Source organism: Klebsiella sp. EMBS2024 (assembly GCF_036233805.1).
GTDB lineage: Bacteria > Pseudomonadota > Gammaproteobacteria > Enterobacterales > Enterobacteriaceae > Klebsiella > Klebsiella pneumoniae.
Genome location: NZ_JAZARW010000001.1, coordinates 2,063,489 through 2,089,172, shown reverse-complemented (window position 1 = coordinate 2,089,172; position 25,684 = coordinate 2,063,489). Strand labels below are relative to the sequence as shown.

Below are 25,684 nucleotides of genomic sequence, written 5' to 3'. Positions count from 1 at the left end.
TAACTGAGCCCAGTATTCGGATATTAGCGTTCGTTATGCTTTTCTTTATTTTTTTTGTATCTTCTACACGGTAGCTTTCCAGGTGAAAAGCGAACGTTTAAAAAGATTCACGATGATATAAAAAATAAAATAGTTGATAATTTAACACCAGAGCAACAGCAAGAAAGGTTTCACGATCTTCTCATCGTTGAGAAAAAACGAAAGTCANTTGTTGGAATTATAAAAANAACCTTTATCTTTTTAGCCTGTTATGGTTTTTATTTTATGAGTTTATATTANTTCATACAGCACTGGCATAGTGACAAAGTAACAGCGTGTATTTAAATCAACCCGTCCTGGCATTTGAGCCGGACGGGCCGTTTGATTAAAACCAAATCTCCGTCTGCACGCCGAAGTTCCATGTCCCACCGGCGGTAAAGCCTTTGCTGCCGAAATCGTCATTTATCGCGTAGCGATCCAGCGCTTTATCCCAGTTCATCCAGGTGGCAAAGAAGCGGATTTCCGGCCGCGCCTTGATATCCAGCACATCGCCCACTTTAAAGGTGGGGGCGAAGGTCAGCTTGTAGAAATCACCGCGCACCGCCTGATACTGATAAACGTTGTCATTATAGCGATAGCTGCGCCCGTTCGGATTGAGATCCATATACTGCCACGAGGCCTCATACAGCAGGGCGAAGTGAGCGGAGATCCCCTGTGATACCCGCAGGTTAAACGTCGCCCAGTCGTAGCGGTCGCCGTCGCGATAGCGGTCTTCGCTATGCTGGGCTATCACCGACGGCGCCAGCTGCCAGTTTTTCCCCAACGGCAGGATGCCATACGACGCAAAGCGCAGGGAGGCCGCGTTCTCGGTCAGATCGCCATCGCTCCCCGGCTGACGCGCTTCGGCGCCCAGCCCGACGCCGTATTGCAGGGCGCTTTCCGACACCCCTGGAGCCAGGCCGTAGAACTGCTGTTTATCGTGGAGGGCCAGCATCGCGTAGTAGCCGTTTTTGGCGGTGTTATCGCTGCGCAGGGCATAGCTCCCGGTGGTCGAGGTATTATCTTTCAGGTCATCGTTGCCCTGGGCGGTCATCACCGTGGTCATCAGTTGCCAGTTGCCGTAAAAATGGTTGGCGGTGAACAGCAGATTCTGGATGTCATTATCCGCGTAATTATCGCTGCCAAGGTCGCCGAAGTTACGTGCATACACCGAATAGTCGCCGCGCAGGCCGCTTCCCCAGTCGACATCATTGATCCCGCCGCCGGTACCGCCGAGGAACATGATGTCGCTATCGGTAAAGTGGATATCGAAGTTATCCCGATCGAAGCGCTTGCCGGCCCAAATTGAGGCGCGTTTTAACGGACCGGTGAATTCGGCAAAGTTACCCATCTCGACGTACAGCTGACGAATGTTCAGATGGTGGCTGTCGTTATCCTGAACCCACGGATCCGGGTTGGTGGCCNCGTCGGCGAGCATGGTCTTAAAGCGCGCCCATGAGCCATCGTTGAAGGTGAGCTTTTTGCCAAAGCTCAGCTCAGCGTAATTATCTTTTTCGTTACCGAGACGACCGACATGGGCATCGCCGTTGAGCGAACTGGCCGGGGAGACGCCCGGCCCGCCGCGGGCGCCTTTACCATGGCTGTTGACTAACATCCCGGAACGGGCGTAGGCGTTAAAGGTAAACCCATCGTCCGGGGCGCGCTTCGCCAGCTGCTCGCTCAGTTGCTGATTAGTGGCCTGCTGTTTTTGTTCGCGAGCCGTGGTCTGCTGGCTGAGCGCCTGCACCTGCTGCTCCGCCGCCGCGGCGCGCTGCTCGGCGGCGGCAGTTTGCTGTTCTGCCCGCTGCGCGCGGCGGCTGGCCTCGCTGGCCTGCTGTTCAGCGAGATTGAGGCGCGCTTCCAGCTGCGCCAGCCGTTGCACCACGCTCAAGCCGGCGGCGCTGACGCTAATGAGCGGAAAAAGGGCGCAGCAAACCGCTGCGCTAATCACAGAGATACGCATAAAAATCCTTAATTTATCCAGAGGTTAAATCAGCGGGGGCGCCTTACATGGCGGGGGATTCTCCGGCGGTCGGGGCCGGGGCTGGCGAGGCGCCGCGTCCGGCATCAAGGTCGGCACGAATCTGCTCATACTGATCGTCGAGGCGGTAGAAGCGGCCCATCCACAGCATCGAGGCGAGGATCAATAGCGCCGGAATGTATAGATAGCAGGCCTTGATGGCCAACAGGGCGCTGTCGCTCTGCGTGTGGTTGGCGATATAGCCGCTGGAGGAGAGCAGCACGCCGGTGATAGCCCCGGCACCAGCCATCGCCACCTTGCCGAGAAAACCGTTTATCGAGGTCAGGATCCCTGCGGTATTAATCCCGGTTTTCCACACGCCGTAATCCACCGGGTCGGCCTGCATCGAGAAATAGATAGCCGTGCGTTGGCCGGCGCCGAGGGAGAGGATCACGGCCCCGACGATCAGTCCCAGAACGTGGGCGCCAGACACCATCATAATCCCCATCCCGAGCAGATTGACCGCGCTGGCCACCAGATAGACATGACGTTTTTTCATGCGTCGGGCCAGCAGCGGGACGGTGAGGGTGCCGAGCAGGGGAACGAAGGTGGAGATCCCGGCGATAACCGCCGTCAGCTCGGTATTCCCGACGTAATAATGGAAGAAGTACACCAGGGCCCCGGTCTGAAAGAAAAAGGCACCCCACATCAGAAAGATATTGCTGGCGAAGACCCACCACGGACGATTGGCGCGCAGACTAATCCAGGCGCGTTTTAGGGTCATGCGCTCCCCGGTAAGGGTGATCTTTTCTTCGACGTTGCGAAAGCTCACCAGCAGGAAAAAGGCCGCCAGTACGCCAAAAATCACCGCGGTATAGAGGAATCCCTGCTGCTGGTTGCCTTTGCCTAGCATGCCGACCAGCGGCAGCGTAGCCACGGCGACGATGGTGGCGCCAAGGGAGCCCAGCAAAATGCGCACCGCCGACAGCGTGGTGCGTTCTGCGGAATCACTGGTTAAAAACGGCAGCATGGCGCAGAACGGAATATTCACCAGGGTGTAGAGGAACGACAGACACAGATAGGTGACAAAGGCGTACAGCAGTTTGCCGGTGGTGCCGAAATCCGGCACATAAAAGGCCAGAATACACAGCAGGCCAAAAGGCAGGGCGCCGATCAGCAGCCAGGGACGGCAGCGCCCCCAGCGGGTGGTGGTATTGTCGATCACCAGCCCCATCAGCACGTCGGCCACGCCGTCTACCAGCCGGGTGACCAGGAACATCAGGCCGACATAATAGGCCGGGAGACCCATGACGTCGGTGTAAAAGAACATCAGATACAGAGAGATCATCTGCCACACAAGGTTGCAGGAGAGATCGGCAATGCCATAGCCAAGGCGCTGCCGCCACAGGGTAAACGTTGTTTCTGCCATAAATCACTCGCTTATCGTTGTTATTAAAGTCCGTACTGGCGAATAAACCAGGCCGGGGTACAGCTCCACGCATGGCAGTAACTGTTGATAAGCTTACTGCCATACGGGGAAAAGTCAGGATGTTGGGGGTCGAAAATTTCCCAGAAGGTGTCGGCGCCGTAGGCGACCATCGCCCCCCAGTAGGCTTTGATCTCCGCCACCGCCTCCTCGCGCAGGCCGGACTGTAGCAGGGCAACAATGTGATGATGACGCAGGTACGGGGTGTTCATGGCAATGGCGGGCGGCTGCTGCTGCAGGCGGCGCATCAGCCCCTGACGCTGCCCGGCGGTGCCAACTTCCGCCAGCACCAGCCAGATCTGCGACGCCCATGAGACCTGACGCACGGCGCCGCTGATAAACACCTGCCGCTCGTTGTCCCACAGGTGGTGGAGGGCGGCCTCCTTCAGCTGCCAGAGCGTGGCAGTGTAGTCGGGTACCCGCTGCGGTTCAAAACGCTGCGCCAGCCAGAGGGCGCGCTGCAGACAGTAGATGAGCACCCCCTGCGCCGAGGCCTGTTTATTCAGCTCCGCCTGCCAGTCGATAAATACCCACCAGTCATCGCTGTCGCGCACCAGCCCCTGAGAATCGCAGCGGGTCAGCGCCAGCTCGATTTGCCGCCGCGCCGTGGGCCACAGCTCACCGACGGTTTCCGTGTCGCCGGTGCTTTGCAGGTAGTTATAAAGCACGTCGACAAAAAACAATGAGTAATCAAATAGAAAGGTGTCATCGGCGCGTACCTCTGGCTGAACAAAGACATTGGCGGAAACCATGCCATCTTCCCGGGTATGGCCGGCAAAGAGATACAGGCAGCGGCGGACCAGATCGTGGTGGCCGAAGGTCACGTCATTCACCTGCGCCTGCAGGCGCAGGTCGCCCAGCCACAGCCGACGGTCGCGTTTCGGCCCATCTTCAAACACCTCCTGCATGCAGTTTTTCAGGGTACGAACGGCAACGTCATCAATGGCTTTCAACTGCGGATCGGCGATGACCGCCGGGTGCGGGCTGCCGGCAGAGGTGACGGTTTCCAGAGCGATCTCATCGAACTGCAGACGAAACTTGCGCGACAGCGCTTTGACCTCCACCTTCAGGTAGCGCAGGCAATAGCGACGTGGCAGAGCGACCCGGGCGGGCAGGACGTCAAGCCACAGATCCTGCTGCTGCAACCAGCTGCTGCTCAGCCATCCCTGGTATTCGCTGAACGGCTCACAGACTTCGCTCAGCGTCTCGCCGAAGGTGAAGTGCAGATGGGCCGGGGCATCGGGCGGGCTGCCGACGCTGCGGCAGCTGAACTGCAGGTAGCCAACAAAATGGCTGCCAAAATCAATAATGATGCTGTCGCCGACGTTGAGCGGTTGCTGATAAAACTGCTCCGGCGTGCAGACGGTATTCCCCCGCCAGCCGTTCAGCGCTCCTGGTTCAGCGACGGCCTCGACGATGGCCTGCGGCGTCTGGCGCAGGCGTTGCAGCGCGGGCGTCAGGTCGGCCGCACGCTGTAAAAAGCGCGGGTGACGGATCATCGCCACGCTGGAATTGTATTGAATTGCTTGTGACATACTGCGTCCTCTCCGTTAGGTTAGGCGCAGCATAGGCCGTCGTCCGGCGCGGCTACCACTCTGGCAATGCCAAACCGTCAGTGAAAATGGCAGGAATAATGAGGTGGGGGCGCTGGCGATCACAAATCCGCACATCGGGCGCGTGCCGAGGGCCGGAATAGATTATCGTGCCCCTGCGCCATAGGTTGTTCAGGATTTGCTGTAATGATGACACTGACCGTTGAGTATTATTTCACCCATCCCCAGGATAAGCTCGGCATGTACGCCAGTGACCCGGAGGATAATAGCCAAGAACATGGCCATGAATTTGCCGAACTGGTGATCGTCGAGGAGGGGCATGGGTTACACGTTATTAATGGTCGCCCGCTGTATATCCAACAGGGAGACGTATTTTACGTCCAGCCTGGCGATGTGCATTATTATGATGAGCTGGGGACGCTGAAGCTGATTAATGTCTTAATTAATCCGGCGGTGGCCTTTGGCTATTTACAGCAGATGGAGGGATTGCTGCAGCAATTATCCGCGCAGCGCGCCGCCTGCTATGGCTGGCTGGCGCCGGAGACTCGCAGCTATTGCCGGGAACTAGTGGAAAAGATATTTTCCCCGGCGCTGAGGGCGGCGGATAATACCCCGCTACGGGAGTCTCTCTTTTTCCAGCTGGTGACCACCATTCTCACAGCCGAGTCGGAAGCCGAATATAGCAGCACTCGCTATAAACTGCATAAATTACTCACCTGGCTTCAGGAGCACTGTTTCGAAGAACATAACTGGCAGCAGCTGGCGGAGCAATTTCATCTCACCACCCGCACCGCGTTTCGCCATATTAAAGAGGCCACCGGATTAACCCCGGATAATTATCTGAAACGTCTGCGGCTGGTCTCCGCGCGGGTCAAATTACGCGAAACGGAGATGACCATTACCGAAGTGGCTTATCTGTGCGGCTTCGCCAACAGCAACCACTTTACCACCCTGTATAAAAAAGTGTTTGGCCTGACCCCCAGCGCCGATCGCCGCCGCCCACCGGGTTAAAAGGGGGCCGCAGGCCGGGCAGGGGAAAAACCGGCCGCCCGCGGCAAGTCATGCTTATTCGTCGAGGGAGTTTGCCCGCACATGACGGCCGCTGGCGACAAAATTGCCGGTGCCAAGATGATGCAGGGTATTAAGCTTATCGTCGTCGAATTGCCAGCGTCCGGTGACGAACGCGCGCTCATCGGCGGCGGCAGAGACCACCTCCCCGAACAGGGTATCGTACTGGGTCTGGGCCGCCGTCGCCGGCAGCAACCGGCACTCCATCCATGCCAGACATTTCTCCTCGATCAGCGGCAGCCCCAGCTCCGGACCGGTTACTACCGGGATCCCCCAGGCATTGAATTTGTCCTCATCGCGGCCGCTGACGCTGCCGACGGCGTAGGTCCAGCTGGCGGCTGCGACGCCGGGAACCACAATGCCGAAGGTGCCATTGCGCTCGATGATCTCCCGCGTCCAGGTGCTTTTATCCACCACGATAGCCACCCGCGGCGGGGCGAATTCCACCGGCATTGACCAGGCGGCGGCCATTACGTTGCGCCGGTCGGACGGGGCATCGTAGCTGGTGATCAAAATGGTTGGGCCGTGGTTGAGCAGGCGGCTGGCGTACTGCAGTTCAACGTGGCGAAAGCGGCTCATAGGCGTTCCTTGAATAATGGGTCGGTTGGCAGGTAACACGTTAAGCCGCAATGAAAATGTAATCAATACGTCATCTCGTCTGACTATAGTCGCCAGCACTAAGTCCCAAAGAGGATCACAATATGTTGGCTCCCCTGATGCTATCCCAGGTGAGCGTGCCCCGTCGGATGTCGACCGCCGGGCTGGTCTCGCTGTCCCGAAAGGGAGGGCGATGATGCGCACGCTGACCCCTATCACCCTGCAGGAGGTCTCTTTCGCCTTCGCAGAGACCCCCATTCTTGACCGCTTCACGTTGCATATCGAACCCGGCCGCATCGTGGCGCTACTGGGCCCTTCCGGCTGCGGCAAAAGCACGCTGCTGCGTCTGCTGGCCGGGCTGAGCGTGCCGGCCAGCGGCGAAATCCGCTTTGGCGACAGGCTGGTCGCCCGCGCAGGATGGGGATTGCCCCCGGAGCAGCGCGATATCGGCATGGTTTTTCAGGATTATGCCCTCTGGCCGCATATGAGCGTGGCGCAGAACGTCGCCTTTCCGCTGCGCATGCGCGGCGTCTCCCGCAGCGAACGCGAGCGCCGGGTCAGCGAGGCGCTGGCGCGGGTAGGCCTCAATGGCTTTGCCGAACGTAAGCCTTCAGGCCTCTCCGGCGGTCAGCAGCAGCGGGTGGCGCTGGCGCGGGCGATCGTCGCCGCGCCGCGGGTGCTGCTGTTTGATGAACCGCTCTCCAACCTGGACAGCGAACTACGCGAATCGCTGTGTGGCGAAATGAGCCGCCTGCTGCGACAGCTCGGCATCACCGCCCTGTATGTCACCCATGACCGACGTGAAGCCGAGCTGTTAGCCGACCAGATTGTTTATTTATCCGCGGGCCGCGTGGCCGCTGTCCGCGCCGTTACGCCAACCTCAGGGGAAGTTGCATGAACACCGTTATGACCGTTAAGAAAGGAGTGGTACTCGCGATGGCTCTCTCCGCCATGATGCTCTCCAGCGCCCATGCGCTGACCGTTTACACCGCCGGACCCGGCTCGCTGGCGAAAAGCCTGGCCAGCGGTTTTGAACAACAGACCGGGGTGAAGGTGACCGTTTTTCAGGCCACCACCGGCAAAGTGATGGCCCGACTGGAGGCCGAGCAGGCCAACCCGCAGGCGGATGTGCTGATCTCCGCCTCGTGGGATACCGCCGAAGATCTGCACCAGCGGGGCTGGTTGTTGCCTTTTGCGAGCGCCAACGCCGACCAGGTACCGGCGAACCTGAAATCGGCGGACTATATCGCCCAGGGCGTCTCCGCCCTGGGTATTGTCTGGAACAGTAAAAGCGGCACCCCGGAACCGAAAGAGTGGCGGGATCTCACCCAGCCGGCGTTTAAAGACAAGGTGACAACCCCCGACCCGGCGCTCTCCGGCGCGTCGCTGGATTTGCTGATCGGGCTGCAAAACAGCATGGGCGACCAGGCCTGGCAACTGTTTGACGATCTGAAAAAGAACGGCATGGTAGTCAGCGGACCCAACGCCCAGGCGGTGACGCCGGTGATGCAGGGAGCGAAAGCGGCGGTGTTTGGCGCGGTGGATTATGTCTCCTACGGCAATATTCAGCAGGGCGAGTCGCTGAAGGTGATCTTCCCGGCCAGCGGAACGGTGATTGCCCCGCGCCCGATGATGATCCTCAAAACCAGCCAGCATCCCGGCGAGGCCAAAGCCTTTATCGATTACGTGCTGTCGCCGGAAGGTCAGGCGAAGGTCGCCGACGCCTGGCTGATGCCCGCCCGCCGCGACGTGGCGGCTAAACGTCCGCTACTGGACGCGCTGAAGGTGCTACCCACCACCAGCGAGGGCAGCAGCGAGCGGGGCGCCGTGCTCGCCCGCTTCAGTCAGCTGTACGCGCAGTAATTGATCCCGTTTCTCCGGCGCTGGCCGCCGGAGGACCCTCAGCTTCAGGAACCGGTTGTGAAACAAACATTCCTTTCCGGCGCGACCCTTGCCGCCCTGGTGATGCTGGTCGCGTTACCGTTAGTGTTTATTCTGCTGCAGGCGATTTTTCCCCATTTTAGCGCCGGTTCGCTCGGGGACGCCTTTGGCGGCATCCCGGCGCTGCTGGCCGATCCTCAGCTGCCGGCGATGCTCGGCGGTACGCTGTGGATCGCCGCCGGCGTGGCGCTGGTCAGCGTAATGATTGGCCTGCCGCTCGGCATCCTGCGCGGTATGTTTTCGCTGCCGCTGCCCCGGCTGTGGGATCTCCTGTTTTTGATCCCCTTTCTGACGCCGCCCTATATCTCGGCGCTCTCCTGGATGCTGGCCCTGCAAAGCCAGGGCTATCTGCAGCAGCTGACCGGCTGGCAGCTGAACGATCTGCTGTTCAGCCGCAGCGGGATCGTGCTGGTGATGACCTTTAATATATTTCCGGTGGTCTACTTTGCCGTCTCCCGCAGCCTGCTGGCGAGCGGGACCCGGCTGGCGGTGGTCGCCCGCGTCCATGGCGCCAGCGCCTGGCGCGCCTTCTGGCACGTGACGCTACCGATGCTCTCTCCGGCGCTGGCGGCGGGGATGCTGCTGGCGTTTACCCTCGCCATCGAGGAGTTTGGCGTACCGGCGGCGCTGGGCAGCCGGGCGGGAGTGGTGATGCTGACGGTCGGTATTGAGAAAAAGCTGGCCGACTGGCCGGTGGATCTCCCTGGCGCCGCGCTATTGTCGCTGCTGCTGATGGCGGTAGCGTTGTTCGCCTGGTGGCTGCAAAGGCGGCTGGTGGGGGAGAAAGAGGTCACCAGCGTCACCGGTAAGCCGGGGGAGAACCACGGGGCATCGCTGGGCTGGATGATGCTGCCCGCCGTGCTGGCGATGGCGGCCGTCGGCGGCCTGGCGGTCGGCGTCCCCGCCGTCTCGATGATGCTCACCAGCGTGATGGGCACGCTCTCCGGTGGCGTGAGTGTTGAGAATGTCACACTGCGTCATTTCGCGGCGCTGTTTGACCAGCAGGGAGATGCCCTGTCGGCCCTCGGCACCAGCCTGTCGCTGGCCCTGGGTTCGGCGCTAATCGTCGGCGCGCTGGGCCTGCTGGCCGCCTGGCTGGTGATGGTGCAGAAGATTAAAGGGCGCGGGATGGTGGACGCGCTGTCGCTGATGCCGGCGGCGCTGCCGGGCGTGGTGGTGGGGGTCGGTTTGATCCTGCTGTGGAATCAGCCCTTCTGGCCGCGCTCGCCCTATAACACGCTGTGGANGCTGCTGCTCTCCTATTGCTGCCTGCTGTTGCCCTGGCCGGTGCGCTATGTCGGCAGCGCGCTGCGCCAGCTGGGCCCGAACCTTGAGCCCGCCGCCAGGGTGCACGGGGCGTCGCCACTGCAGGCGCTGCGGTTGATTGTCCTGCCGCTGGTCTTTCCGGCGCTGCTGGCGGCGATGCTGATGGTGTTCGCGGTGGCCTCCCGGGAGCTGGTGACCTCGCTGCTGCTCTCTCCGGCCGGTACGCAAACCGTGGCGGTGTTTATCTGGCGCCAGTTCGAACAGGGTTCCGTCGGTCAGGGCATGGCGATGGCCAGCCTGACGTTGTTGACCGGTCTGGTCCTGATGCTGACGGCGCTGGCGCTGATGCAGCGCCGCACGCGCGGTTAACGCTAAGCGCACAAAAAAGACGGTCGGCGCGGAAAAATAGGCTATAAATGTCGGACACCTACAGCTGGAGGCCCTGATGAGTCCCTTTTTACGCGCCTATTTTTCCCGTCTGAGCTGGACGGGTGAGCCTGATGTTTCCATTGATACCCTGCGGGAACTGCATCTGCAGCATAACAGCGCCATCCCCTTTGAAAACCTCGACGTCCTGCTGCCGCGTGAAATCCACCTTGACGATGGGGCGCTGGAAGAGAAGCTGATCGCCGCCCGCCGCGGGGGGTATTGTTTTGAACAGAATGGCCTGCTGGAGCGCGCGCTGCGCGAGATAGGCTTTAACGTCCGCAGCCTGCTGGGCCGCGTGGTGCTGGCCAACCCGCCGCAGATGCCGCCGCGTACTCACCGTCTGTTGCTGGTGGAGGTGGCGGGGGAGCGCTGGATCGCCGACGTCGGCTTCGGCGGCCAGACGCTGACCGCGCCGATCAAACTGCTGGCCGATATCCCACAGCAAACGCCGCACGGCAGCTATCGTCTGGTGCATGAAGGGGATGAGTGGACGCTGCAGTTCAACCATCACGAACACTGGCAGTCGATGTACCATTTCGATTTAGGCCGCCAGTATGCATCTGATTATGTGATGGGCAACTTCTGGTCGGCGCACTGGCCGCAGTCCCACTTCCGTCACCATCTGCTGATGTGTCGTCATCTGCCGGACGGCGGCAAAATGACCCTCACCAACTTCCACTTTACCCACTGGGAGAATAACCATGTGGTGGAGAAGATCGATTTTGCCGATGTCTCCGCGCTGTATGAAGGGCTGCAGACCCGCTTCGGCCTGGTGGTGGACGATCCTAAACATGGCTTCAGCGAAGCGGCGCTGGCGGCGGTGATGGCGGCGTTCGCTACCCATCCGGAAGCCGGGAAGTAAATCTCCCCATGCCCGGCGGCGCTGCGCCTGCGCGGGCCTGCGAGGTATAAGCCTGTGAGAGGACCCTGTAGGCCGGGCAAGGCGNAGCCGCCACCCGGCGATACAGGTACCGTGCCTGANATCTNNCCCGGCNNNCGCTNCGCTTGCGCGGGCCTGCGNGGTNTGAGCCTGTGAGNGGANCCTGTAGGCCGGGNAAGGCGTAGCCGCCNCCCGGCNANATNACNGGTANCGTGCCTGATATCTNGCCCGGCGGCGCTGCGCNTGCGCGGGCCTGCGAGGTATGAGCCTGTGAGAGGACCCTGTAGGCCGGGTAAGGCGNAGCCGCCATCCGGCATAAAGCCTGGAGTCAGGTACGATAAATACCCGAACTTGGCGCGAAGGCCTCGTCCGGGCTACCGGTAAGGATGAATGGTAAACGTCGCCAGCGCTCAGCGCCGGGAGCGTACCACCTGGTAACGCCGGGTGAAATACTCCACCGGCGCGCTCCAGACGTGAACCAGGCGGGTGAAGGGGAAGATCAGAAAGATGGTCATTCCGAGCACCAGGTGGACGCGGTAAATCCATGCGACACCGTCCAGATGCGCCGAGGCGCCGCCGTGGAAGGTGACCACCGCCTGCGCCCAGTCCACCAGCTTGAGCATTTCGCTGCCGTCCGGATGCTGGGCGGAGAAGGGGATGGTTGTCAGCCCCAGCGCGCACTGAATCAGCAGAATGCACAGGATCAAAATATCCGCGGTCGTGGAGGTGGCGCGAATTCGCGGGTTGGTCAGGCGGCGCATCAGCAGGCCGATACCGCCTACCAGGGTCAGCACGCCGCAGATGCCGCCAAGGATCATGGCCATCAGCTGCTTCTGGGACATCGGCAGGAACCACGAGTAGACCCAGTGTGGGGTCAGCATGCCAAAGAGATGGCCAAAGAAGATGCCGAGAATGCCGATATGAAATAAGTTCGACCATAGCACCATCCCGCGCTTATCCAGCATCTGGCTGGATGAGGCGCGCCAGGTATACTGTCCGTAATCGTAGCGCAGCCAGCTGCCCACCAGAAAGACGGTGCCGCACAGGTAAGGGTAGATATCGTAAAAGAAGACGTTCAGATACTGGATCATTTCGGGCCTCCGGCGCGGATGTCAACGTACTGCGGCGCCACATCCTGACTAAAGCGTCGTTGATAAGCTTGCATCGACGAGCTATCGCAAGCGGTCGCATTATCTTCGATAAACTTCACCTGCTCTTCTTCCCACACGGCGTCCAGCGCCTGACGGGTATCGTCGCGCTTTTCTCCCGCCACCTGTTTTGTGACACTGTCACTGGTGAGCGGGCTTTTAGCCAGCGCCAGCAAGGCGTCAAACAGCTGGTAGTACGGGCAGGCTCGCTGCTTAAGACGGCCGCCGATCAGCGCCAGAATCGGCGCGATATTCTGCAGCCCCTCCCGAGCCTCCGCGGGAGGTAGAATACTGAGATACTCCAGATACAGCGGCAGATGGTCGGGCAGCTCGCGACAATCGATCTGCAGACCCGCCTGCTGATACTGATTCATCAGGTCGACCATCGCCTGGCCGCGGTCGCGGGATTCGGCATGCACATGTTCAAACAGCAGCAGCGAGGTGGCGCGCCCGCGCTCGAACACCTCGCACCATTCGGCCTGGCGATCCAACAGCGGAGCCGTCAACAGCTCAATGACAAACGGCGTCAGGGAAGGGACATCGGCCCTGACCAGCGCCAGGGCGTCGTCGCGGTTCTCCCACAGTAACTCGTCGGGGTACTCCAGCAGCAGACCGATCACTTTCAGGATCCGCATCACTCGCCCTCCCCATGCTTACGCACGCCGCTGACGTCGATGGCGTCGATCCGCCGGCTGTTAAACAGGTTGAATTTCGTATCTGATCCGTGGCAGCCATCGCCGAAGGTAAAGCCGCAGCCGTTACGTTCCGGAAAGGCATCCTCCGCCAGTTCGCGATGGCTGGTGGGGATCACGAAGCGGTCTTCGTAGTTGGCGATCGCCAGATAGCGATACATCTCTTCGACCTGCTCAACGCTGAGGCCCACCTCTTCAATGGCCCGGGTATCGGTGACGCCCTCGACGGTTTGCGAGCGCTTGTAGTGGCGCATCGCCATCATCCGTTTCAGCGCGCGCAAGACCGGTCCGGTATCGCCGGCGCTCAGCAGATTCGCCAGGTATTGCACCGGGATGCGCAGACTCTCAACCGCCGGCAGGATGTTGCCGTTGCTCGGTAAGCCGCCGGCGTCGGCAACCGACTGGATCGGCGACAGGGGCGGCACGTACCAGACCATCGGCAGGGTGCGATACTCCGGATGCAGCGGCAGAGCCAGCTTCCAGTCCATCGCCAGCTTATAGACCGGCGATTTCTGCGCCGCCTCAATGACGTTGTGCGGGATGCCTTGCTTTAGCGCTTCCTCGATGACCGCCGGATCGTTTGGATTAAGGAACACCTCGCACTGGCGCTCATAGAGGTCGGTTTCATGTTCGGTACTGGCCGCCTCTTCAATGCGGTCGGCGTCATACAGCAGTACGCCAAGATAGCGGATGCGCCCGACGCAGGTTTCTGAGCAGACCGTTGGCTGCCCGGACTCAATGCGCGGATAGCAGAAGATGCATTTTTCCGACTTACCGCTCTTCCAGTTAAAGTAGATTTTTTTGTACGGACAGCCGCTGATGCACATCCGCCAGCCGCGGCATTTGTCCTGATCGATCAGTACGATGCCATCTTCCTCACGCTTGTAGATGGCGCCGCTCGGGCAGGTGGCCACGCAGCTCGGGTTGAGGCAGTGCTCGCACAGGCGCGGAAGATACATCATGAAGGTATTTTCGAACTGGCCGTACATCTCTTTTTGCATGGCTTCGAAGTTACGGTCGCGGGCGCGTTTCTCGAATTCGCCGCCGAGCAGCTCCTCCCAGTTCGGGCCCCAGCTAATCTTATCCATACGCTCGCCGCTGATCAGCGAGCGCGGGCGGGCGGTCGGCAGATATTTGCCCTCCGGCGCGTTGTGCAGGTGCTGGTAGTCGTAGGTAAAGGGTTCGTAGTAATCGTCGATCGCCGGCAGCACCGGGTTGGCGAAAATCTTCGATAACACGCTGACCCGATTGCCGAGGCGGGGCGTCAGCTTACCGCTAATGCCGCGGATCCAGCCGCCTTGCCACTGATCCTGGTCCTCCCAGTTTTTGGGGTAGCCAATGCCCGGTTTGGTCTCCACGTTATTGAACCACGCGTACTCCATGCCTTCGCGGCTGCTCCAGACGTTTTTACAGGTGACCGAGCAGGTGTGACAGCCGATGCATTTGTCCAGATTCAGCACCATTCCAACCTGAGAACGGATTTTCATTTTTTCGCCTCCTGTACCTGATCGCGACCTTCGTCATCCAGCCAGGCAATATTCTTCATTTTGCGGATCATGATGAACTCGTCGCGGTTCGATCCGACGGTGCCGTAATAGTTAAAGCCATAGGCCAGCTGGGCGTAGCCGCCAATCATGTGCGTTGGCTTCGGACAGACGCGGGTTACCGAGTTATGAATGCCGCCGCGACGACCGGTCACTTCCGAACCCGGGATATTCATAATCCGTTCCTGAGCGTGGTACATCATGGTCATCCCCGGCGGCACCCGCTGGCTCACCACCGCCCGCGCGGTGAGAGCCCCGTTGGCGTTGAACGCTTCAATCCAGTCGTTATCTTCAATGCCCAGCTCTTTCGCGTCGGTTTCGCTAAGCCAGACGATCGGCCCGCCGCGCGACAGCGTCAGCATCAGCAGGTTTTCGCTATAGGTGGAGTGGATCCCCCACTTCTGGTGCGGCGTCAGGAAATTCAGCGCTTTTTCCGGAAAGCCGTTTGGCGGCACGGCCTTCATCTGGCTGACGCTGCGGGTATCAATGGGCGGGCGATAGGCTACCAGGCTTTCGCCGAAGGCGCGCATCCACGGATGGTCCTGATACAACTGCTGGCGGCCGGAGAGGGTGCGCCATGGGATCAGCTCATGCACGTTGGTATAACCGGCATTGTAGGAGACGTGCTCGCTTTCCAGTCCGGACCACGTCGGGCTGGAGATAATTTTGCGCGGCTGCGCCTGAATATCGCGAAAGCGGATCTTCTCATCCTCTTTATTGAGCGCCAGATGGGTATGATCGCGGCCGGTAAACTCTCCCAGCGCCTGCCAGGCTTTCACCGCCACCTGGCCGTTGGTTTCCGGGGCGAGGCTAAGAATAACTTCGGAGGCGTCAATGGCGCTGTCGATCCGCGGCCGGCCTTTGGCCGGACCGTCGGGCTTGACGTAGTTAAGCTTGCCGAGGAAATCGACTTCGCTTTGCGTATTCCACGAAATGCCTTTCCCGCCGTTGCCAAGCTTATCGAGCAGCGGGCCGAGAGAGGTGAAGCGTTCCCAGGTGGCAGGATAGTCGCGTTCCACCAGGGCAATCGACGGTGCGGTTTTCCCGGGGATCAGATCGCATTCGCCCTTGCGCCAGTCAAGCACCTCGAACGGCTGCGACAGTTCGCCGGGGGAATCATGCTGCAGCGGGACCAGCACCACATCGGTCTCTTTGCCAAGATGGCCGACGCAGACCTGCGAGAAGGATTTAGCGATATCCTTGTAGATCTCCCAGTCGCTTTTCGCCTCCCAGGCCGGGTCGACGGCGGCGGAGAGCGGGTGGATAAACGGGTGCATGTCCGAGGTGTTCATATCGTCTTTTTCATACCAGGTGGCGGTCGGCAGGACAATATCGGAGAAGAGACAGGTACTGGACATGCGGAAATCCAGCGTCACCAGCAGGTCGAGTTTGCCCTCAATCGCCGCGGTCTGCCACTCGACTTCCTCAGGTTTTACCTCATCGCTGGCGCCCAGTTCATCACCCTGAATACCGCTGTCGGTCCCGAGCAGGTATTTCAACATGTACTCATGCCCCTTACCGGACGATCCCAGCAGGTTTGAGCGCCAGATAAACAGGTTGCGCGGATGGTTTTTGCCGCTATCCGGCTGCTCGGCGGCAAAGCGAATATCGCCTGATTTTAACGACTGGACGGTGAACTCCGCGGGGGAGAGCCCGGCGGCCTCGGCCTGCTGCTTAATGGTCAGCGGGTTGACGTTGAGCTGGGGCGCAGAGGGTAACCAGCCCATCCGTTCCGCACGGACGTTGAAGTCGATAAGGCTGCCGCTAAATTTGCTGGCGTCGGCCAGCGGCGACAGCAGCTCCTGCGCGGTCAGTTTTTCGTAGCGCCACTGGCTGGCGTGGTTGTAGAAATAAGAGGTACTGTTCATCTGCCGCGGCGGACGACTCCAGTCCAGGGCGAACGCCAGCGGCAGCCAGCCGGTCTGCGGGCGCAGTTTCTCCTGACCGACATAGTGCGACCAGCCGCCGCCGCTCTGGCCGACGCAGCCGCAAAATACCAGCAGATTAATCATCCCGCGGTAGTTCATATCCATGTGGTACCAGTGGTTCACCCCGGCGCCGAGGATAATCATTGAGCGGCCGTGGGTCTTATGCGCCGTATCGGCAAACTCGCGGGCGATTTGTTCGATATGTTGACGCGGTACGCCGGTGATCTGCTCCGCCCATGCCGGGGTATAGGCTTTGACCTCGGCGAAATCCTTCGCCGCATTGACATCGTCAAGCCCGCGATCCAGACCGTAGTTGGCCAGAATCAGGTNATAGACGCTGACCACCAGGCCGCTTTCGCCACTGGCCAGCGTCAGCTGTTTAGCCGGTAGCGGGTGAAGGGTCACCGGTGACTGCGCTACGCTGCGAAAATGCGGGTTTTCGTTGCCGCCAAAGTAGGGGAAGCCCACCGACACCACGCTGTCGCGAATATCCAGCAGCGACAGCTTAAGCTCGACATCTTTGCCGTCTGCCCGTTGTTCGAGATTCCATTTGCCTTTTTCGCCCCAGCGAAAGCCGATGGAGCCGTTCGGCGCCACCAGTTCGCCGTCGCTGTTATAAGCCACGGTTTTCCATTCCGGGTTATTACTTTCTCCGAGACCGTCAAGCAGGTCGGAAGCACGCAGCATACGGCCCGGCGTATAGCTGCCGTCGTCGCGCGGCTCGAGTATCACCAGCATCGGCATGTCGGTGTAGGTCCGGCAGTAGTTGAGAAAGTAATCGCTCGGGTTATCGAGGTGGAAGGCTTTGAGGATCACATGGCCCATGGCCATCGCCAGCGCGCTGTCGGTGCCTTGCTTCGGCGCCAGCCACTGGTCGCAGAGCTTAGCGACTTCCGAATAGTCCGGCGTGATGGCGATAGTTTTGGTGCCCTTGTAGCGCACTTCGGTAAAGAAGTGGGCGTCCGGGGTTCGGGTCTGCGGCACGTTGGAGCCCCAGGCAATAATGTAGCTGGAGTTGTACCAGTCGGCGGATTCCGGCACGTCGGTCTGTTCGCCCCAGGTCATCGGCGAGGCGGGGGGCAGATCGCAGTACCAGTCATAAAAGCTCAGGCAGGTGCCGCCAATCAACGATAAATAGCGAGTGCCCGCGGCGTAGGAGACCATCGACATCGCCGGGATCGGCGAGAAGCCGGCGACGCGGTCCGGGCCATAGTGTTTGATGGTCCAGACGTTGGCGGCGGCGATGAGCTGGTTCAGCTCTTTCCAGCTGGAGCGGACAAAACCGCCTTTGCCGCGCGCCGCTTTATAGCTGCGGGTTTTTGCCGGATCCTGCATGATGCTATCCCATGCCAGCACCGGGTCGGGATGCTGCGCCAGGGCTTCGCGCCACAGCTCAATCAGTCGTTTACGCGCCAGCGGGTACTTCAGGCGGTTGGCGCTGTAGAGATACCAGGAGTAGCTGGCGCCGCGCGGGCAGCCGCGCGGTTCGTGATTTGGCAGATCCGGCCGGGTGCGCGGATAATCGGTCTGCTGGGTTTCCCAGGTAACGAGGCCGTTTTTGACGTAAATTTTCCAGCTGCAGGAGCCGGTGCAGTTCACACCGTGCGTGGAGCGGACAATTTTGTCGAACTGCCAGCGTTGACGGTAGCTATCTTCCCAGTCACGGTTGTTGTTGTAGACCTGGCCGTGGCCGTTGGCAAAGGTCTCGCCCTTCTGCTTAAAGTAGCGAAAGCGATCCAGAAGTTTACTCATGACATTTCTCCTGCTCCGATAATGTCCGGCATCGTGCCACCCGGCCGGATGAGCGAACGAACTCGTAAGGCCGGATAAGGCGTAAGCCGCTATCCGGCAGATAAATCGTTATGGTTAAGCGGGTTTACGGCGGCCGTAGACCAGCCAGGTCACCAGCACGCAAACCACATAGAAGACAAAAAAGACTTTCATCGCGCCAACCGGTGAGCCGGTCATCGCCAGCGAGGTGCCGAAGGCTTTCGGAATAAAGAAGCCGCCGATGGCGCCGATCGCCGAGATAAAGCCCAGCGCGGCAGCGGTATCGGTCACCGCCTCGTGCTGCGCTTCTTCATCGCTGCCGCCGCGCTGTTTTACGCTGTCGATGGTGAGCTGGCGGAAGATGACGGCGATCATCTGGAAGGTGGAGCCGCTTCCCAGACCGGCGGTTAAAAAGAGCCCCATAAACACCACGTAGAAAGCGAGAAAGCTGCCGGAGCCGCTGCCTGGCAGTGTCAGAAACAGCAGGCCGGTAAACAGCGCCATCAGGACGAAGTTAACCAGCGTCACCCGCACGCCGCCGAGACGGTCGGAGATGATCCCGCCGAACGAGCGCGCCAGCGCGCCGATGAACGGTCCAAAGAAGGCGAGCTTGAGGATATCGACCGCGGGAAACTGGGTTTTCGCCAGCATGGCAAAGCCGGCGGAAAAGCCGATGAACGAGCCAAACGTCGCCAGATAGAGCAGGCTTAACAGCCACATATGCGGTCGCTTGAGCACGGGAAGCTGATCGCGAATCGAGGCCTTTGAACCGGCGATATCGTTCATGCCGAACCATGCCGCGACGGTGGCGAGCAGCAGCAGCGGTACCCAGACGAGCGCCGCATTACTCAGGGAGATTGTCGAACCATCGGGCTGGGTGACGCCATGGACGCCGAGAAAGGTGAAGAGCGGCAGGAAGATGACCGCCGGGGCGACCATCTGCATCACGCTTACGCCCAGATTGCCAAGGCCGCCGTTGACTCCCAGCGCGCTGCCCTGTTTCGCTTTGGGGAAAAAGAAACTGATATTTCCCATGCTGGAAGCAAAATTCGCTCCGGCAAAACCGCACAGCAGCGCAATAATAATAAATACCCAGAACGGAGTAGTAATATTCTGGATTGCCACCCCTAACCAAATACAAGGCACGATCAGGATAACGGTACTTAATACGGTCCAGTAGCGCCCGCCAAAAAGGGGTACCATAAAGGAGTAGGGGACCCGTAATATCGCGCCGGAAAGTGAAGGCAGGGCGGTTAATAAAAAAAGCTGGTCGGTGGTGAAATGAAAACCGACCTTATTGAGATTCACCGCTACGGCGCTGAATAACATCCATACGCAGAAAGCAAGCAGCAGGCAGGCCACTGATATCCATAGATTTCTTCGCGCAATGGCTTGGCCTTTATTTTCCCAGAACGCCTTGTTTTCAGGCCGCCAGTTGTTCAAAAGGTAATGATTATCTTTATCATTCTGCACCGACATATTGCCCTCTACTTGCCCGGAAAGGAGTAAATAAATAAGGTCAACAGCTGAATACAAGGGGATAGTGAATAACGCTTAATTTGCGTTATCTATGAAGCGTAGATAAAAAAAACGTGCTGACAGAGAGCACGTGGTAAGCGTAGCGGAATTAATTGTTACTAAATGTAAATATGCCTAAAACAACTCCAGCGTAATCATCTTATTTACATAGCGGCTAAACGCCGCCTCATCCAGGGCCTGCGCGTCCAGCGCATAAATCCCGTCGAGGCCGCACACCAGGGCGATAAAGCGCCAGGCGATATCCGCCGCAGGCTCAGCCGACCGAAATTCGCCGCTGGCGAGGCCCTGCTCGATGATGGCGACGGTCTCGGCATGCCACATATTCATGGTCAGCAGGTAGGCCGCTTTGATGTCCGGATCGCTGTCGGCCAGCACCTGGCCTTCGCGCCACAGGCGGATATAGGGTTCCAGTCGGCCATCCTCGCTGCCGATCATCGAGAACAAGCGCTCGCGCCAGCTGGCGTCCTCAGCCACCAGCGGCATGTCGAGCATCTCGCGGATCAGGCGGATGAAAACCTGCGCTTTCAGCTCGCCGATGGAGGTGAAGTGGTGGTGCAGCTGCCCGGCGGCCACCTGGGCTTCGCGGGCGATCTGCCGCACGGTCATGGCGGCAACGCCGCCGCGCAGCGCCAGGCGCATGGCGGCCTGCATAATCCCTTCCCGTCGCGCATCACGTTGTAAATAGTGCATAGAACCCCGCTGTCATCTGGCTTTGGCCGAGTGTAACAAAAAGTTGGACATGTGTTCAACAATCCGGCAGGATCGCCATCCTGGACGTGTGTCCAATATTCAATATTGATTGAGGTACAAGCTATGTCACGGCAATGGATGACGCTGATGGCGATTTTGCTGGTTTATATTCCGGTGGCGATTGACGCTACGGTGTTGCATGTGGCCGCGCCGACCCTCAGCGTGGCGCTGGGTAGCAGCGGCAATGAGCTGTTGTGGATTATTGATATCTACTCATTAGTGATGGCCGGGATGGTGCTGCCGATGGGCGCCCTTGGCGATAAGATCGGCTTTAAGCGCCTGCTGCTGCTCGGCAGCGCCATTTTTGGCATCGCCTCGCTGTGCGCCGCGCTGTCGCCGACGGCCATGACGCTGATTGCCTCACGCGCTTTGCTGGCGGTGGGAGCGGCGATGATCGTCCCGGCGACGCTGGCCGGGATCCGCAGCACCTTTGCCGAGGCCAGCCAGCGCAATATGGCGCTGGGGCTGTGGGCAGCGGTCGGCTCCGGCGGCGCGGCCTTCGGCCCGCTGGTGGGCGGTATCCTGCTGGAGCATTTCTACTGGGGGTCGGTGTTCCTGATCAATGTGCCGATCGTGCTGGTGGTTATCGCGATTAACGCGAAAGTGGTGCCGCGCCAGCCCGCGCGCCGCGAACAGCCGCTCAATCTACTGCAGGCGCTCGTTTTGATTGCCGCGATCCTGATGCTGGTGTTTAGCGCGAAATCGGCGCTGAAGGGCCAGCTGGCGCTGTGGCTCACCGCGCTGGTGGCGCTCGGCGGGGCGGCGATGTTAACCTGGTTTATCCGCAAGCAGCTGTCGGCGGCCCGCCCGATGGTGGATATGCGCCTGTTCACCCATCGCATAATCTTAAGCGGGGTGATGATGGCGATGACGGCCCTGATTACCCTGGTCGGTTTTGAGCTGCTGATGGCCCAGGAGCTGCAGTTTGTGCACCAGAAAACGCCGTTCGAGGCGGGGATATTTATGCTGCCGGTAATGGTGGCCAGCGGCTTCAGCGGCCCGATTGCCGGCCTGCTGGTGTCGCGGCTTGGGCTGCGCGAGGTGGCGACCGGCGGGATGCTGCTCAGCGCCTTCAGCTTTCTCGGCCTGGCGTTGACCGATTTCAGTACCCAGCAGTGGCTGGCNTGGGGGCTGATGACGCTGCTGGGCTTTAGCGTGGCCAGCGCGCTGCTGGCCTCCAGTTCCGCGATTATGGCGGCAGCGCCGAAGGAGAAAGCGGCGGCCGCGGGGGCGATTGAAACCATGGCCTATGAGCTGGGCGCCGGTCTCGGCATAGCGCTGTTCGGCCTGATCCTGACCCGCAGCTACAGCGCCTCTATTGCGCTGCCGTCTGGCCTGAGTGGCACCATGGCGCAGCAGGCGGCGTCATCGATTGGCGAGGCGGTGAGTCTGTCCCAGGCGCTGCCCGCCGGGGTGGCGCAGGCGCTGATGGCGGCGGCGAAGACGGCTTTTATTCAGGCTCATAGCCTGGTGCTGGCGACGGCGGGTGTATTGCTTCTGCTGCTGGCCGCCGGGATCTGGCGCAGCCTCGCCACCGTGGCGAAACCGCAGTCGGCGCTATAGCTGCAGCGACAGATCCATCGCCGCGCGCCGTAGCGGGGCGAGAGCCTTCTCTTTTAACGCCGCGGCGCTGACCGTCGCGGCAGGTACCCCGACATTCAGGGCGGCCACCACCTGACCGTGACGCGACAGCACGGGTACCGCCAGCGAGCACAAGCCTACCTCGATCTGCCGGTCGGCGAGGGCATAGCCCTGCATGCGCACCCGGGCGATCTCTGCACGTAAACCGGACAAATCGCACAGGGTATGCGGAGTGTAGCGAATAAGCGTAACTCGTGACAACGTCACTTCCAGCTGTTCCTCCGGCAGCGCGCTCAGCAACACCCGCCCCATCGACGTGGCCCACGCCGGCAGGCGGCTGCCGCGCCCCAGATCGATGCTCAGTAAATTATTGACCGCCGCGCGGGCAATATAGAGCACGTTATCCCCGTCGAGCGTGGCCGCCGAACAGGATTCGCCGAGCGCTTTGCCAAGATTATCCAGCGCCGTCTGCGCCACCTTGGCCAGCGGCGTGCCTGCCAGATAGGCGTGGCCGACGGCCAGCACCCGGGGGAGCAGTTCATAGCTACGGCCATCCGGACTGTGCACCATGCCCAGCGCGGCGAGGGTATACAAACAGCGGCGTACCGCCGCGCGCGAGATTTGCGTTTTCTGGCTGAGCTGGGAAATGGTCAGCCGCTGGCGCTGGGGGGTGAAGGCGTTAAGGACCTCAAGCCCGCGGGCCAGAGACAGCATAAAGTTAGGGTCGTGCTCGGCCTGCCTGGCGCTCAGCGTATTGGGGATATTGTCGCTCATCGCATCCTTCTCCGTTGCAGCGTAAAGCTCACGGCAGATCACTATACCTTGCGCAAAATGGGGCGCGCTGAATTGTGCCGGTTTTACCACCATGATCACATTAATAACCGTCTTTTAACAAACGCGTCGATAATCGCACAACATTTCGATTATCGCCGTTGACCATCCGCCAGGCTGAACCCTATTGTCAATGGCACAGACCCCCGTTATGGATGTGGGTACAAAAAGTTATATATCTCATCAGGAACAGAAAATGACTGCCACCGTAGAGCAAATCGAGAGCTGGATTGTGGATGTCCCGACCATCCGGCCGCATAAATTGTCGATGACCACCATGGGCTGCCAGTCGCTGGTGATTGTGCGCCTTACCCGTTCCGACGGCATCTGCGGCATCGGCGAAGCCACCACCATCGGCGGCTTGAGCTATGGCGTTGAGAGCCCCGAGGCCATCTCGTCGGCGATCACCCATTATCTGACGCCGCTGTTGAAAGGGCAGTCGGCCGATAACCTGAATGCGCTGACCGCCCGTATGAACGGCGCCATTAAAGGCAACACCTTTGCGAAGTCCGCCATCGAAACTGCGCTGCTCGACGCCCAGGGCAAAGCCTTAGGTCTGCCGGTATCAGCCCTGCTCGGCGGCGCGCTGCAAACGGCGTTGCCGGTGCTGTGGACCTTAGCCAGCGGCGATACCGCGAAAGATATCGCTGAAGGAGAAAAACTGTTGGCCGAAGGCCGCCACCGGGCGTTCAAACTGAAGATCGGCGCGCGTGAACTCGCCACCGACCTGCGTCATACCCGCGCCATCGTTGAAGCGTTAGGCGACCGCGCCAGCATCCGTGTCGACGTCAATCAGGCCTGGGACGCTGCCACCGGCGCGAAAGGCTGCCGCGAACTGGCGGCGATGGGCGTCGATCTTATCGAACAGCCGGTCAGCGCCCATGATAATGCCGCCCTGGTGCGGCTAAGCCAGCAAATTGAAACCGCGATCCTCGCGGATGAAGCGGTCGCGACCGCTTACGATGGTTATCAGCTGGCGCAGCAGGGCTTTACCGGCGCTTACGCGCTGAAAATCGCCAAAGCCGGAGGGCCGAACAGCGTGCTGGCGCTGGCCCGCGTCGCGCAGGCGGCAGGGATTGGCCTGTACGGCGGCACCATGCTGGAAGGCACCGTAGGGACCGTGGCTTCTCTGCACGCCTGGTCGACGCTGCCGCTGCAGTGGGGTACCGAGATGTTCGGCCCGCTGTTGNTGAAAGACGATATTGTCAGCGTGCCGCTCACCTTTGCCGACGGTCAGGTGGCCCTGCCGCAAACGCCGGGCCTTGGCGTCGAGCTGGATGAAGACAAACTGCATTTTTATACCCGCCAGCCGTAGCGGGGAACAGGAGAAAAAAATGTTATTTAAAGTGGAGATGACCGTCAATATTCCGCCTGGCTTTCCCGCCAACGAGGCGGAGGAAATAAAAAAACGCGAAAAAGCCTATTCGCAACAATTACAGCGGGAAGGCAAATGGCGACATATCTGGCGCGTTGCCGGCCTTTATGCCAACGTCAGTATTTTCGATGTTCAAGATGCCGAAGAATTGCATCAAATATTAATGGGATTGCCGCTATATCCCTTTATGGCGATAAAAGTGGAAGCCCTCTGTCGTCATCCGTCATCAATTCGCGATGACGATCGCTAATAATAATATCTGACCTCACGCCGGTATTACCGGCGTATACCCTGCAAAATATAAGAGAGAACCAGTATGAGTAATGTATTCGTACAACAACCAGCTATTCAGAAATTATTACGCGACAGTGCCGGATTAGATGTTGCCGGCGGCGATGAACGTTTTAAGGCGATTATTCATCGTCTGCTGGAAAATATCTGCACGCTCATCGACGACTATAACGTTACGGAAGAAGAGTTCTGGCACGCGGTAAACTATTTGCACGAGCTGGGCGGGCGTCAGGAGGCGGCGCTGCTGGCGGCGGGTCTGGGACTGGAGCATTTCCTCGATCTGCGCCAGGACGCCATCGACGCGGCAGCGCATCGGGAAACCGGCACCCCGCGCACCATCGAAGGGCCGCTGTACGTGGCTAATGCGCCGCTGGCCGAGGGTCACGCCCGCATGGATGACGGCGCCGACGCCGGAGAAGTGATGTGGCTGCACGGTGAAGTCAAAGACACCGAAGGTCGGCCAGTGGCCAACGCTATTGTTGATATCTGGCACGCCAACACCCTCGGAAATTATTCCTTCTTCGACCCAGGCCAGAGTGAGTACAACCTGCGCCGGCGGATCCGCACCGGCGCCGATGGCCGCTACAGCGTGCGCAGCATCATGCCCTCCGGCTACGGCTGCCCGCCGGATGGCCCAACCCAGAAACTGCTGGACAGACTGGGTCGCCACGGCAACCGTCCGGCGCACATTCACTTTTTCGTCTCCGCGCCGGGTCATAAACATCTGACCAGCCAGATTAACCTCAATGGCGATAAATACCTGTGGGACGATTTTGCCTTTGCCACCCGCGACGGCCTGATTGCCGATCCGGTAAAAGTGACCGACCGCGAGATCATCGCGCAGCGCAATCTTGAGGGAGAGCACACCGAGGTTTGTTTTGATTTCACCCTGTGTAAAGCGCTGAGCGCCGACGAAGAGCAGCGCGGGATCCGCGTGCGCGCCAAAGAGTAAGCGGCATTATCGGCCCCGGGCACGCTACTGCCCGGGCCAGATATTGCACTCGAAAACGAAGAATTCACCCTGTTTCTTTCATCCT

The 25,684-nt window shown here is 59.9% G+C and carries 20 protein-coding genes; 9 read left to right on the top strand and 11 right to left on the bottom strand.

Annotated features, from left to right (window positions below):
- Positions 1–364 precede the first annotated feature (364 nt).
- Genes VZP09_RS09480 through VZP09_RS09470 form a run of 3 tightly spaced genes read right to left on the bottom strand, consistent with a single transcriptional unit; the run spans position 365 to position 4,999 of the window.
- The gene (locus VZP09_RS09480; RefSeq protein ID WP_328795079.1) at positions 365–1,981 is read right to left on the bottom strand and encodes a carbohydrate porin; all 1,617 of its coding nucleotides are present in this window, start codon (positions 1,979–1,981) and stop codon (positions 365–367) included.
- Between the two features lie 43 nt (positions 1,982–2,024).
- Positions 2,025–3,407, bottom strand: coding sequence for an MFS transporter (locus VZP09_RS09475; protein ID WP_004151222.1), 1,383 nt, complete (start codon positions 3,405–3,407; stop codon positions 2,025–2,027).
- Positions 3,408–3,430: 23 nt separating this feature from the next.
- On the bottom strand, positions 3,431–4,999 hold the full coding sequence (locus VZP09_RS09470) for an alpha-L-rhamnosidase-related protein (RefSeq protein WP_016831510.1): 1,569 nt from the start codon (positions 4,997–4,999) through the stop codon (positions 3,431–3,433).
- 204 nt (positions 5,000–5,203) lie between these two features.
- Between VZP09_RS09470 and VZP09_RS09465 the strand changes: the two genes are divergently transcribed.
- Positions 5,204–6,028, top strand: a complete 825-nt coding sequence (locus tag VZP09_RS09465) for a helix-turn-helix domain-containing protein (RefSeq protein ID WP_004180112.1) — start codon at positions 5,204–5,206, stop codon at positions 6,026–6,028.
- A 54-nt stretch (positions 6,029–6,082) separates the two neighbouring features.
- Here VZP09_RS09465 and VZP09_RS09460 read toward each other — a convergent pair whose 3' ends face one another.
- Positions 6,083–6,664 carry a flavin reductase family protein gene (locus tag VZP09_RS09460; RefSeq protein ID WP_004151228.1) on the bottom strand — a complete coding sequence of 194 codons (582 nt, stop codon included), beginning with the start codon at positions 6,662–6,664 and terminating at the stop codon, positions 6,083–6,085.
- Between the two features lie 211 nt (positions 6,665–6,875).
- On the opposite strand from VZP09_RS09460, the gene VZP09_RS09455 reads away from it, so the two are divergent.
- The 4 genes from VZP09_RS09455 to nhoA all read left to right on the top strand — a co-directional run bounded on the left by VZP09_RS09455 (position 6,876) and on the right by nhoA (position 11,180).
- Entirely contained in the window at positions 6,876–7,580 is a 705-nt protein-coding gene (locus VZP09_RS09455) for an ABC transporter ATP-binding protein (RefSeq protein ID WP_004189827.1), read from the top strand.
- Positions 7,577–8,545 carry an ABC transporter substrate-binding protein gene (locus tag VZP09_RS09450; RefSeq protein ID WP_004189830.1) on the top strand — a complete coding sequence of 323 codons (969 nt, stop codon included), beginning with the start codon at positions 7,577–7,579 and terminating at the stop codon, positions 8,543–8,545. Before VZP09_RS09455 ends, VZP09_RS09450 begins: the two co-directional genes overlap by 4 nt.
- A 57-nt stretch (positions 8,546–8,602) precedes the next feature.
- On the top strand, positions 8,603–10,258 hold the full coding sequence (locus tag VZP09_RS09445; protein WP_328795078.1) for an ABC transporter permease: 1,656 nt from the start codon (positions 8,603–8,605) through the stop codon (positions 10,256–10,258).
- Between the two features lie 76 nt (positions 10,259–10,334).
- Positions 10,335–11,180: an N-hydroxyarylamine O-acetyltransferase gene (gene nhoA / locus VZP09_RS09440; RefSeq protein WP_020804706.1), complete on the top strand. Its 846-nt coding sequence runs from the start codon at positions 10,335–10,337 to the stop codon at positions 11,178–11,180.
- A gap of 428 nt (positions 11,181–11,608) precedes the next feature.
- On the opposite strand, the gene narI is transcribed toward nhoA, so the two are convergent.
- The 6 genes from narI to VZP09_RS09410 form a co-directional block, all read right to left on the bottom strand.
- A complete protein-coding gene (gene narI, locus VZP09_RS09435) occupies positions 11,609–12,289 on the bottom strand; it encodes a respiratory nitrate reductase subunit gamma (protein WP_004175972.1) in 681 nt (226 codons plus the stop codon).
- A complete protein-coding gene (gene narW, locus VZP09_RS09430; protein WP_032415016.1) occupies positions 12,286–12,981 on the bottom strand; it encodes a nitrate reductase molybdenum cofactor assembly chaperone in 696 nt (231 codons plus the stop codon). Before narW ends, narI begins: the two co-directional genes overlap by 4 nt.
- The gene (gene narH, locus VZP09_RS09425; RefSeq protein ID WP_009484268.1) at positions 12,981–14,525 is read right to left on the bottom strand and encodes a nitrate reductase subunit beta; all 1,545 of its coding nucleotides are present in this window, start codon (positions 14,523–14,525) and stop codon (positions 12,981–12,983) included. Before narH ends, narW begins: the two co-directional genes overlap by 1 nt.
- On the bottom strand, positions 14,522–18,262 hold the full coding sequence (locus tag VZP09_RS09420) for a nitrate reductase subunit alpha (protein WP_328795076.1): 3,741 nt from the start codon (positions 18,260–18,262) through the stop codon (positions 14,522–14,524). Before VZP09_RS09420 ends, narH begins: the two co-directional genes overlap by 4 nt.
- Positions 18,263–18,376: 114 nt before the next feature.
- Positions 18,377–19,759: a NarK family nitrate/nitrite MFS transporter gene (locus VZP09_RS09415; RefSeq protein ID WP_094316003.1), complete on the bottom strand. Its 1,383-nt coding sequence runs from the start codon at positions 19,757–19,759 to the stop codon at positions 18,377–18,379.
- Between the two features lie 174 nt (positions 19,760–19,933).
- Complete coding sequence (locus tag VZP09_RS09410) at positions 19,934–20,509, bottom strand: TetR family transcriptional regulator (RefSeq protein ID WP_094316002.1); 576 nt, start codon at positions 20,507–20,509, stop codon at positions 19,934–19,936.
- Between the two features lie 123 nt (positions 20,510–20,632).
- On the opposite strand from VZP09_RS09410, the gene kmrA reads away from it, so the two are divergent.
- Positions 20,633–22,132: an efflux MFS transporter KmrA gene (gene kmrA / locus VZP09_RS09405; RefSeq protein ID WP_004184186.1), complete on the top strand. Its 1,500-nt coding sequence runs from the start codon at positions 20,633–20,635 to the stop codon at positions 22,130–22,132.
- On the opposite strand, the gene VZP09_RS09400 is transcribed toward kmrA, so the two are convergent.
- Positions 22,127–23,017 carry an IclR family transcriptional regulator domain-containing protein gene (locus VZP09_RS09400; protein WP_009485870.1) on the bottom strand — a complete coding sequence of 297 codons (891 nt, stop codon included), beginning with the start codon at positions 23,015–23,017 and terminating at the stop codon, positions 22,127–22,129. The two genes, kmrA and VZP09_RS09400, sit on opposite strands and share 6 nt — an antisense overlap.
- Positions 23,018–23,132: 115 nt before the next feature.
- Between VZP09_RS09400 and VZP09_RS09395 the strand changes: the two genes are divergently transcribed.
- The 3 genes from VZP09_RS09395 to catA all read left to right on the top strand — a co-directional run bounded on the left by VZP09_RS09395 (position 23,133) and on the right by catA (position 25,599).
- The gene (locus tag VZP09_RS09395) at positions 23,133–24,296 is read left to right on the top strand and encodes a muconate cycloisomerase family protein (protein ID WP_328795480.1); all 1,164 of its coding nucleotides are present in this window, start codon (positions 23,133–23,135) and stop codon (positions 24,294–24,296) included.
- 19 nt (positions 24,297–24,315) lie between these two features.
- Positions 24,316–24,606 (top strand): muconolactone Delta-isomerase, encoded by a 291-nt coding sequence (gene catC / locus VZP09_RS09390; RefSeq protein WP_004180100.1) that lies wholly within the window; start codon positions 24,316–24,318, stop codon positions 24,604–24,606.
- Between the two features lie 66 nt (positions 24,607–24,672).
- The gene (gene catA, locus VZP09_RS09385) at positions 24,673–25,599 is read left to right on the top strand and encodes a catechol 1,2-dioxygenase (protein ID WP_004175986.1); all 927 of its coding nucleotides are present in this window, start codon (positions 24,673–24,675) and stop codon (positions 25,597–25,599) included.
- Positions 25,600–25,684: the final 85 nt, after the last annotated feature.

Coding starts and splice junctions, on each gene's coding strand:
- VZP09_RS09475 (WP_004151222.1), bottom strand. CDS start 3,407: ATGGCAGAAACAACGTTTACCCTGTGGCGGCAGCGCCTTGGCTATGGC.
- VZP09_RS09470 (WP_016831510.1), bottom strand. CDS start 4,999: ATGTCACAAGCAATTCAATACAATTCCAGCGTGGCGATGATCCGTCAC.
- VZP09_RS09465 (WP_004180112.1), top strand. CDS start 5,204: ATGATGACACTGACCGTTGAGTATTATTTCACCCATCCCCAGGATAAG.
- VZP09_RS09460 (WP_004151228.1), bottom strand. CDS start 6,664: ATGAGCCGCTTTCGCCACGTTGAACTGCAGTACGCCAGCCGCCTGCTC.
- VZP09_RS09455 (WP_004189827.1), top strand. CDS start 6,876: ATGATGCGCACGCTGACCCCTATCACCCTGCAGGAGGTCTCTTTCGCC.
- VZP09_RS09450 (WP_004189830.1), top strand. CDS start 7,577: ATGAACACCGTTATGACCGTTAAGAAAGGAGTGGTACTCGCGATGGCT.
- nhoA (WP_020804706.1), top strand. CDS start 10,335: ATGAGTCCCTTTTTACGCGCCTATTTTTCCCGTCTGAGCTGGACGGGT.
- narI (WP_004175972.1), bottom strand. CDS start 12,289: ATGATCCAGTATCTGAACGTCTTCTTTTACGATATCTACCCTTACCTG.
- narW (WP_032415016.1), bottom strand. CDS start 12,981: ATGCGGATCCTGAAAGTGATCGGTCTGCTGCTGGAGTACCCCGACGAG.
- narH (WP_009484268.1), bottom strand. CDS start 14,525: ATGAAAATCCGTTCTCAGGTTGGAATGGTGCTGAATCTGGACAAATGC.
- VZP09_RS09415 (WP_094316003.1), bottom strand. CDS start 19,759: ATGTCGGTGCAGAATGATAAAGATAATCATTACCTTTTGAACAACTGG.
- VZP09_RS09410 (WP_094316002.1), bottom strand. CDS start 20,509: ATGCACTATTTACAACGTGATGCGCGACGGGAAGGGATTATGCAGGCC.
- VZP09_RS09400 (WP_009485870.1), bottom strand. CDS start 23,017: ATGGTGGTAAAACCGGCACAATTCAGCGCGCCCCATTTTGCGCAAGGT.
- catC (WP_004180100.1), top strand. CDS start 24,316: ATGTTATTTAAAGTGGAGATGACCGTCAATATTCCGCCTGGCTTTCCC.
- catA (WP_004175986.1), top strand. CDS start 24,673: ATGAGTAATGTATTCGTACAACAACCAGCTATTCAGAAATTATTACGC.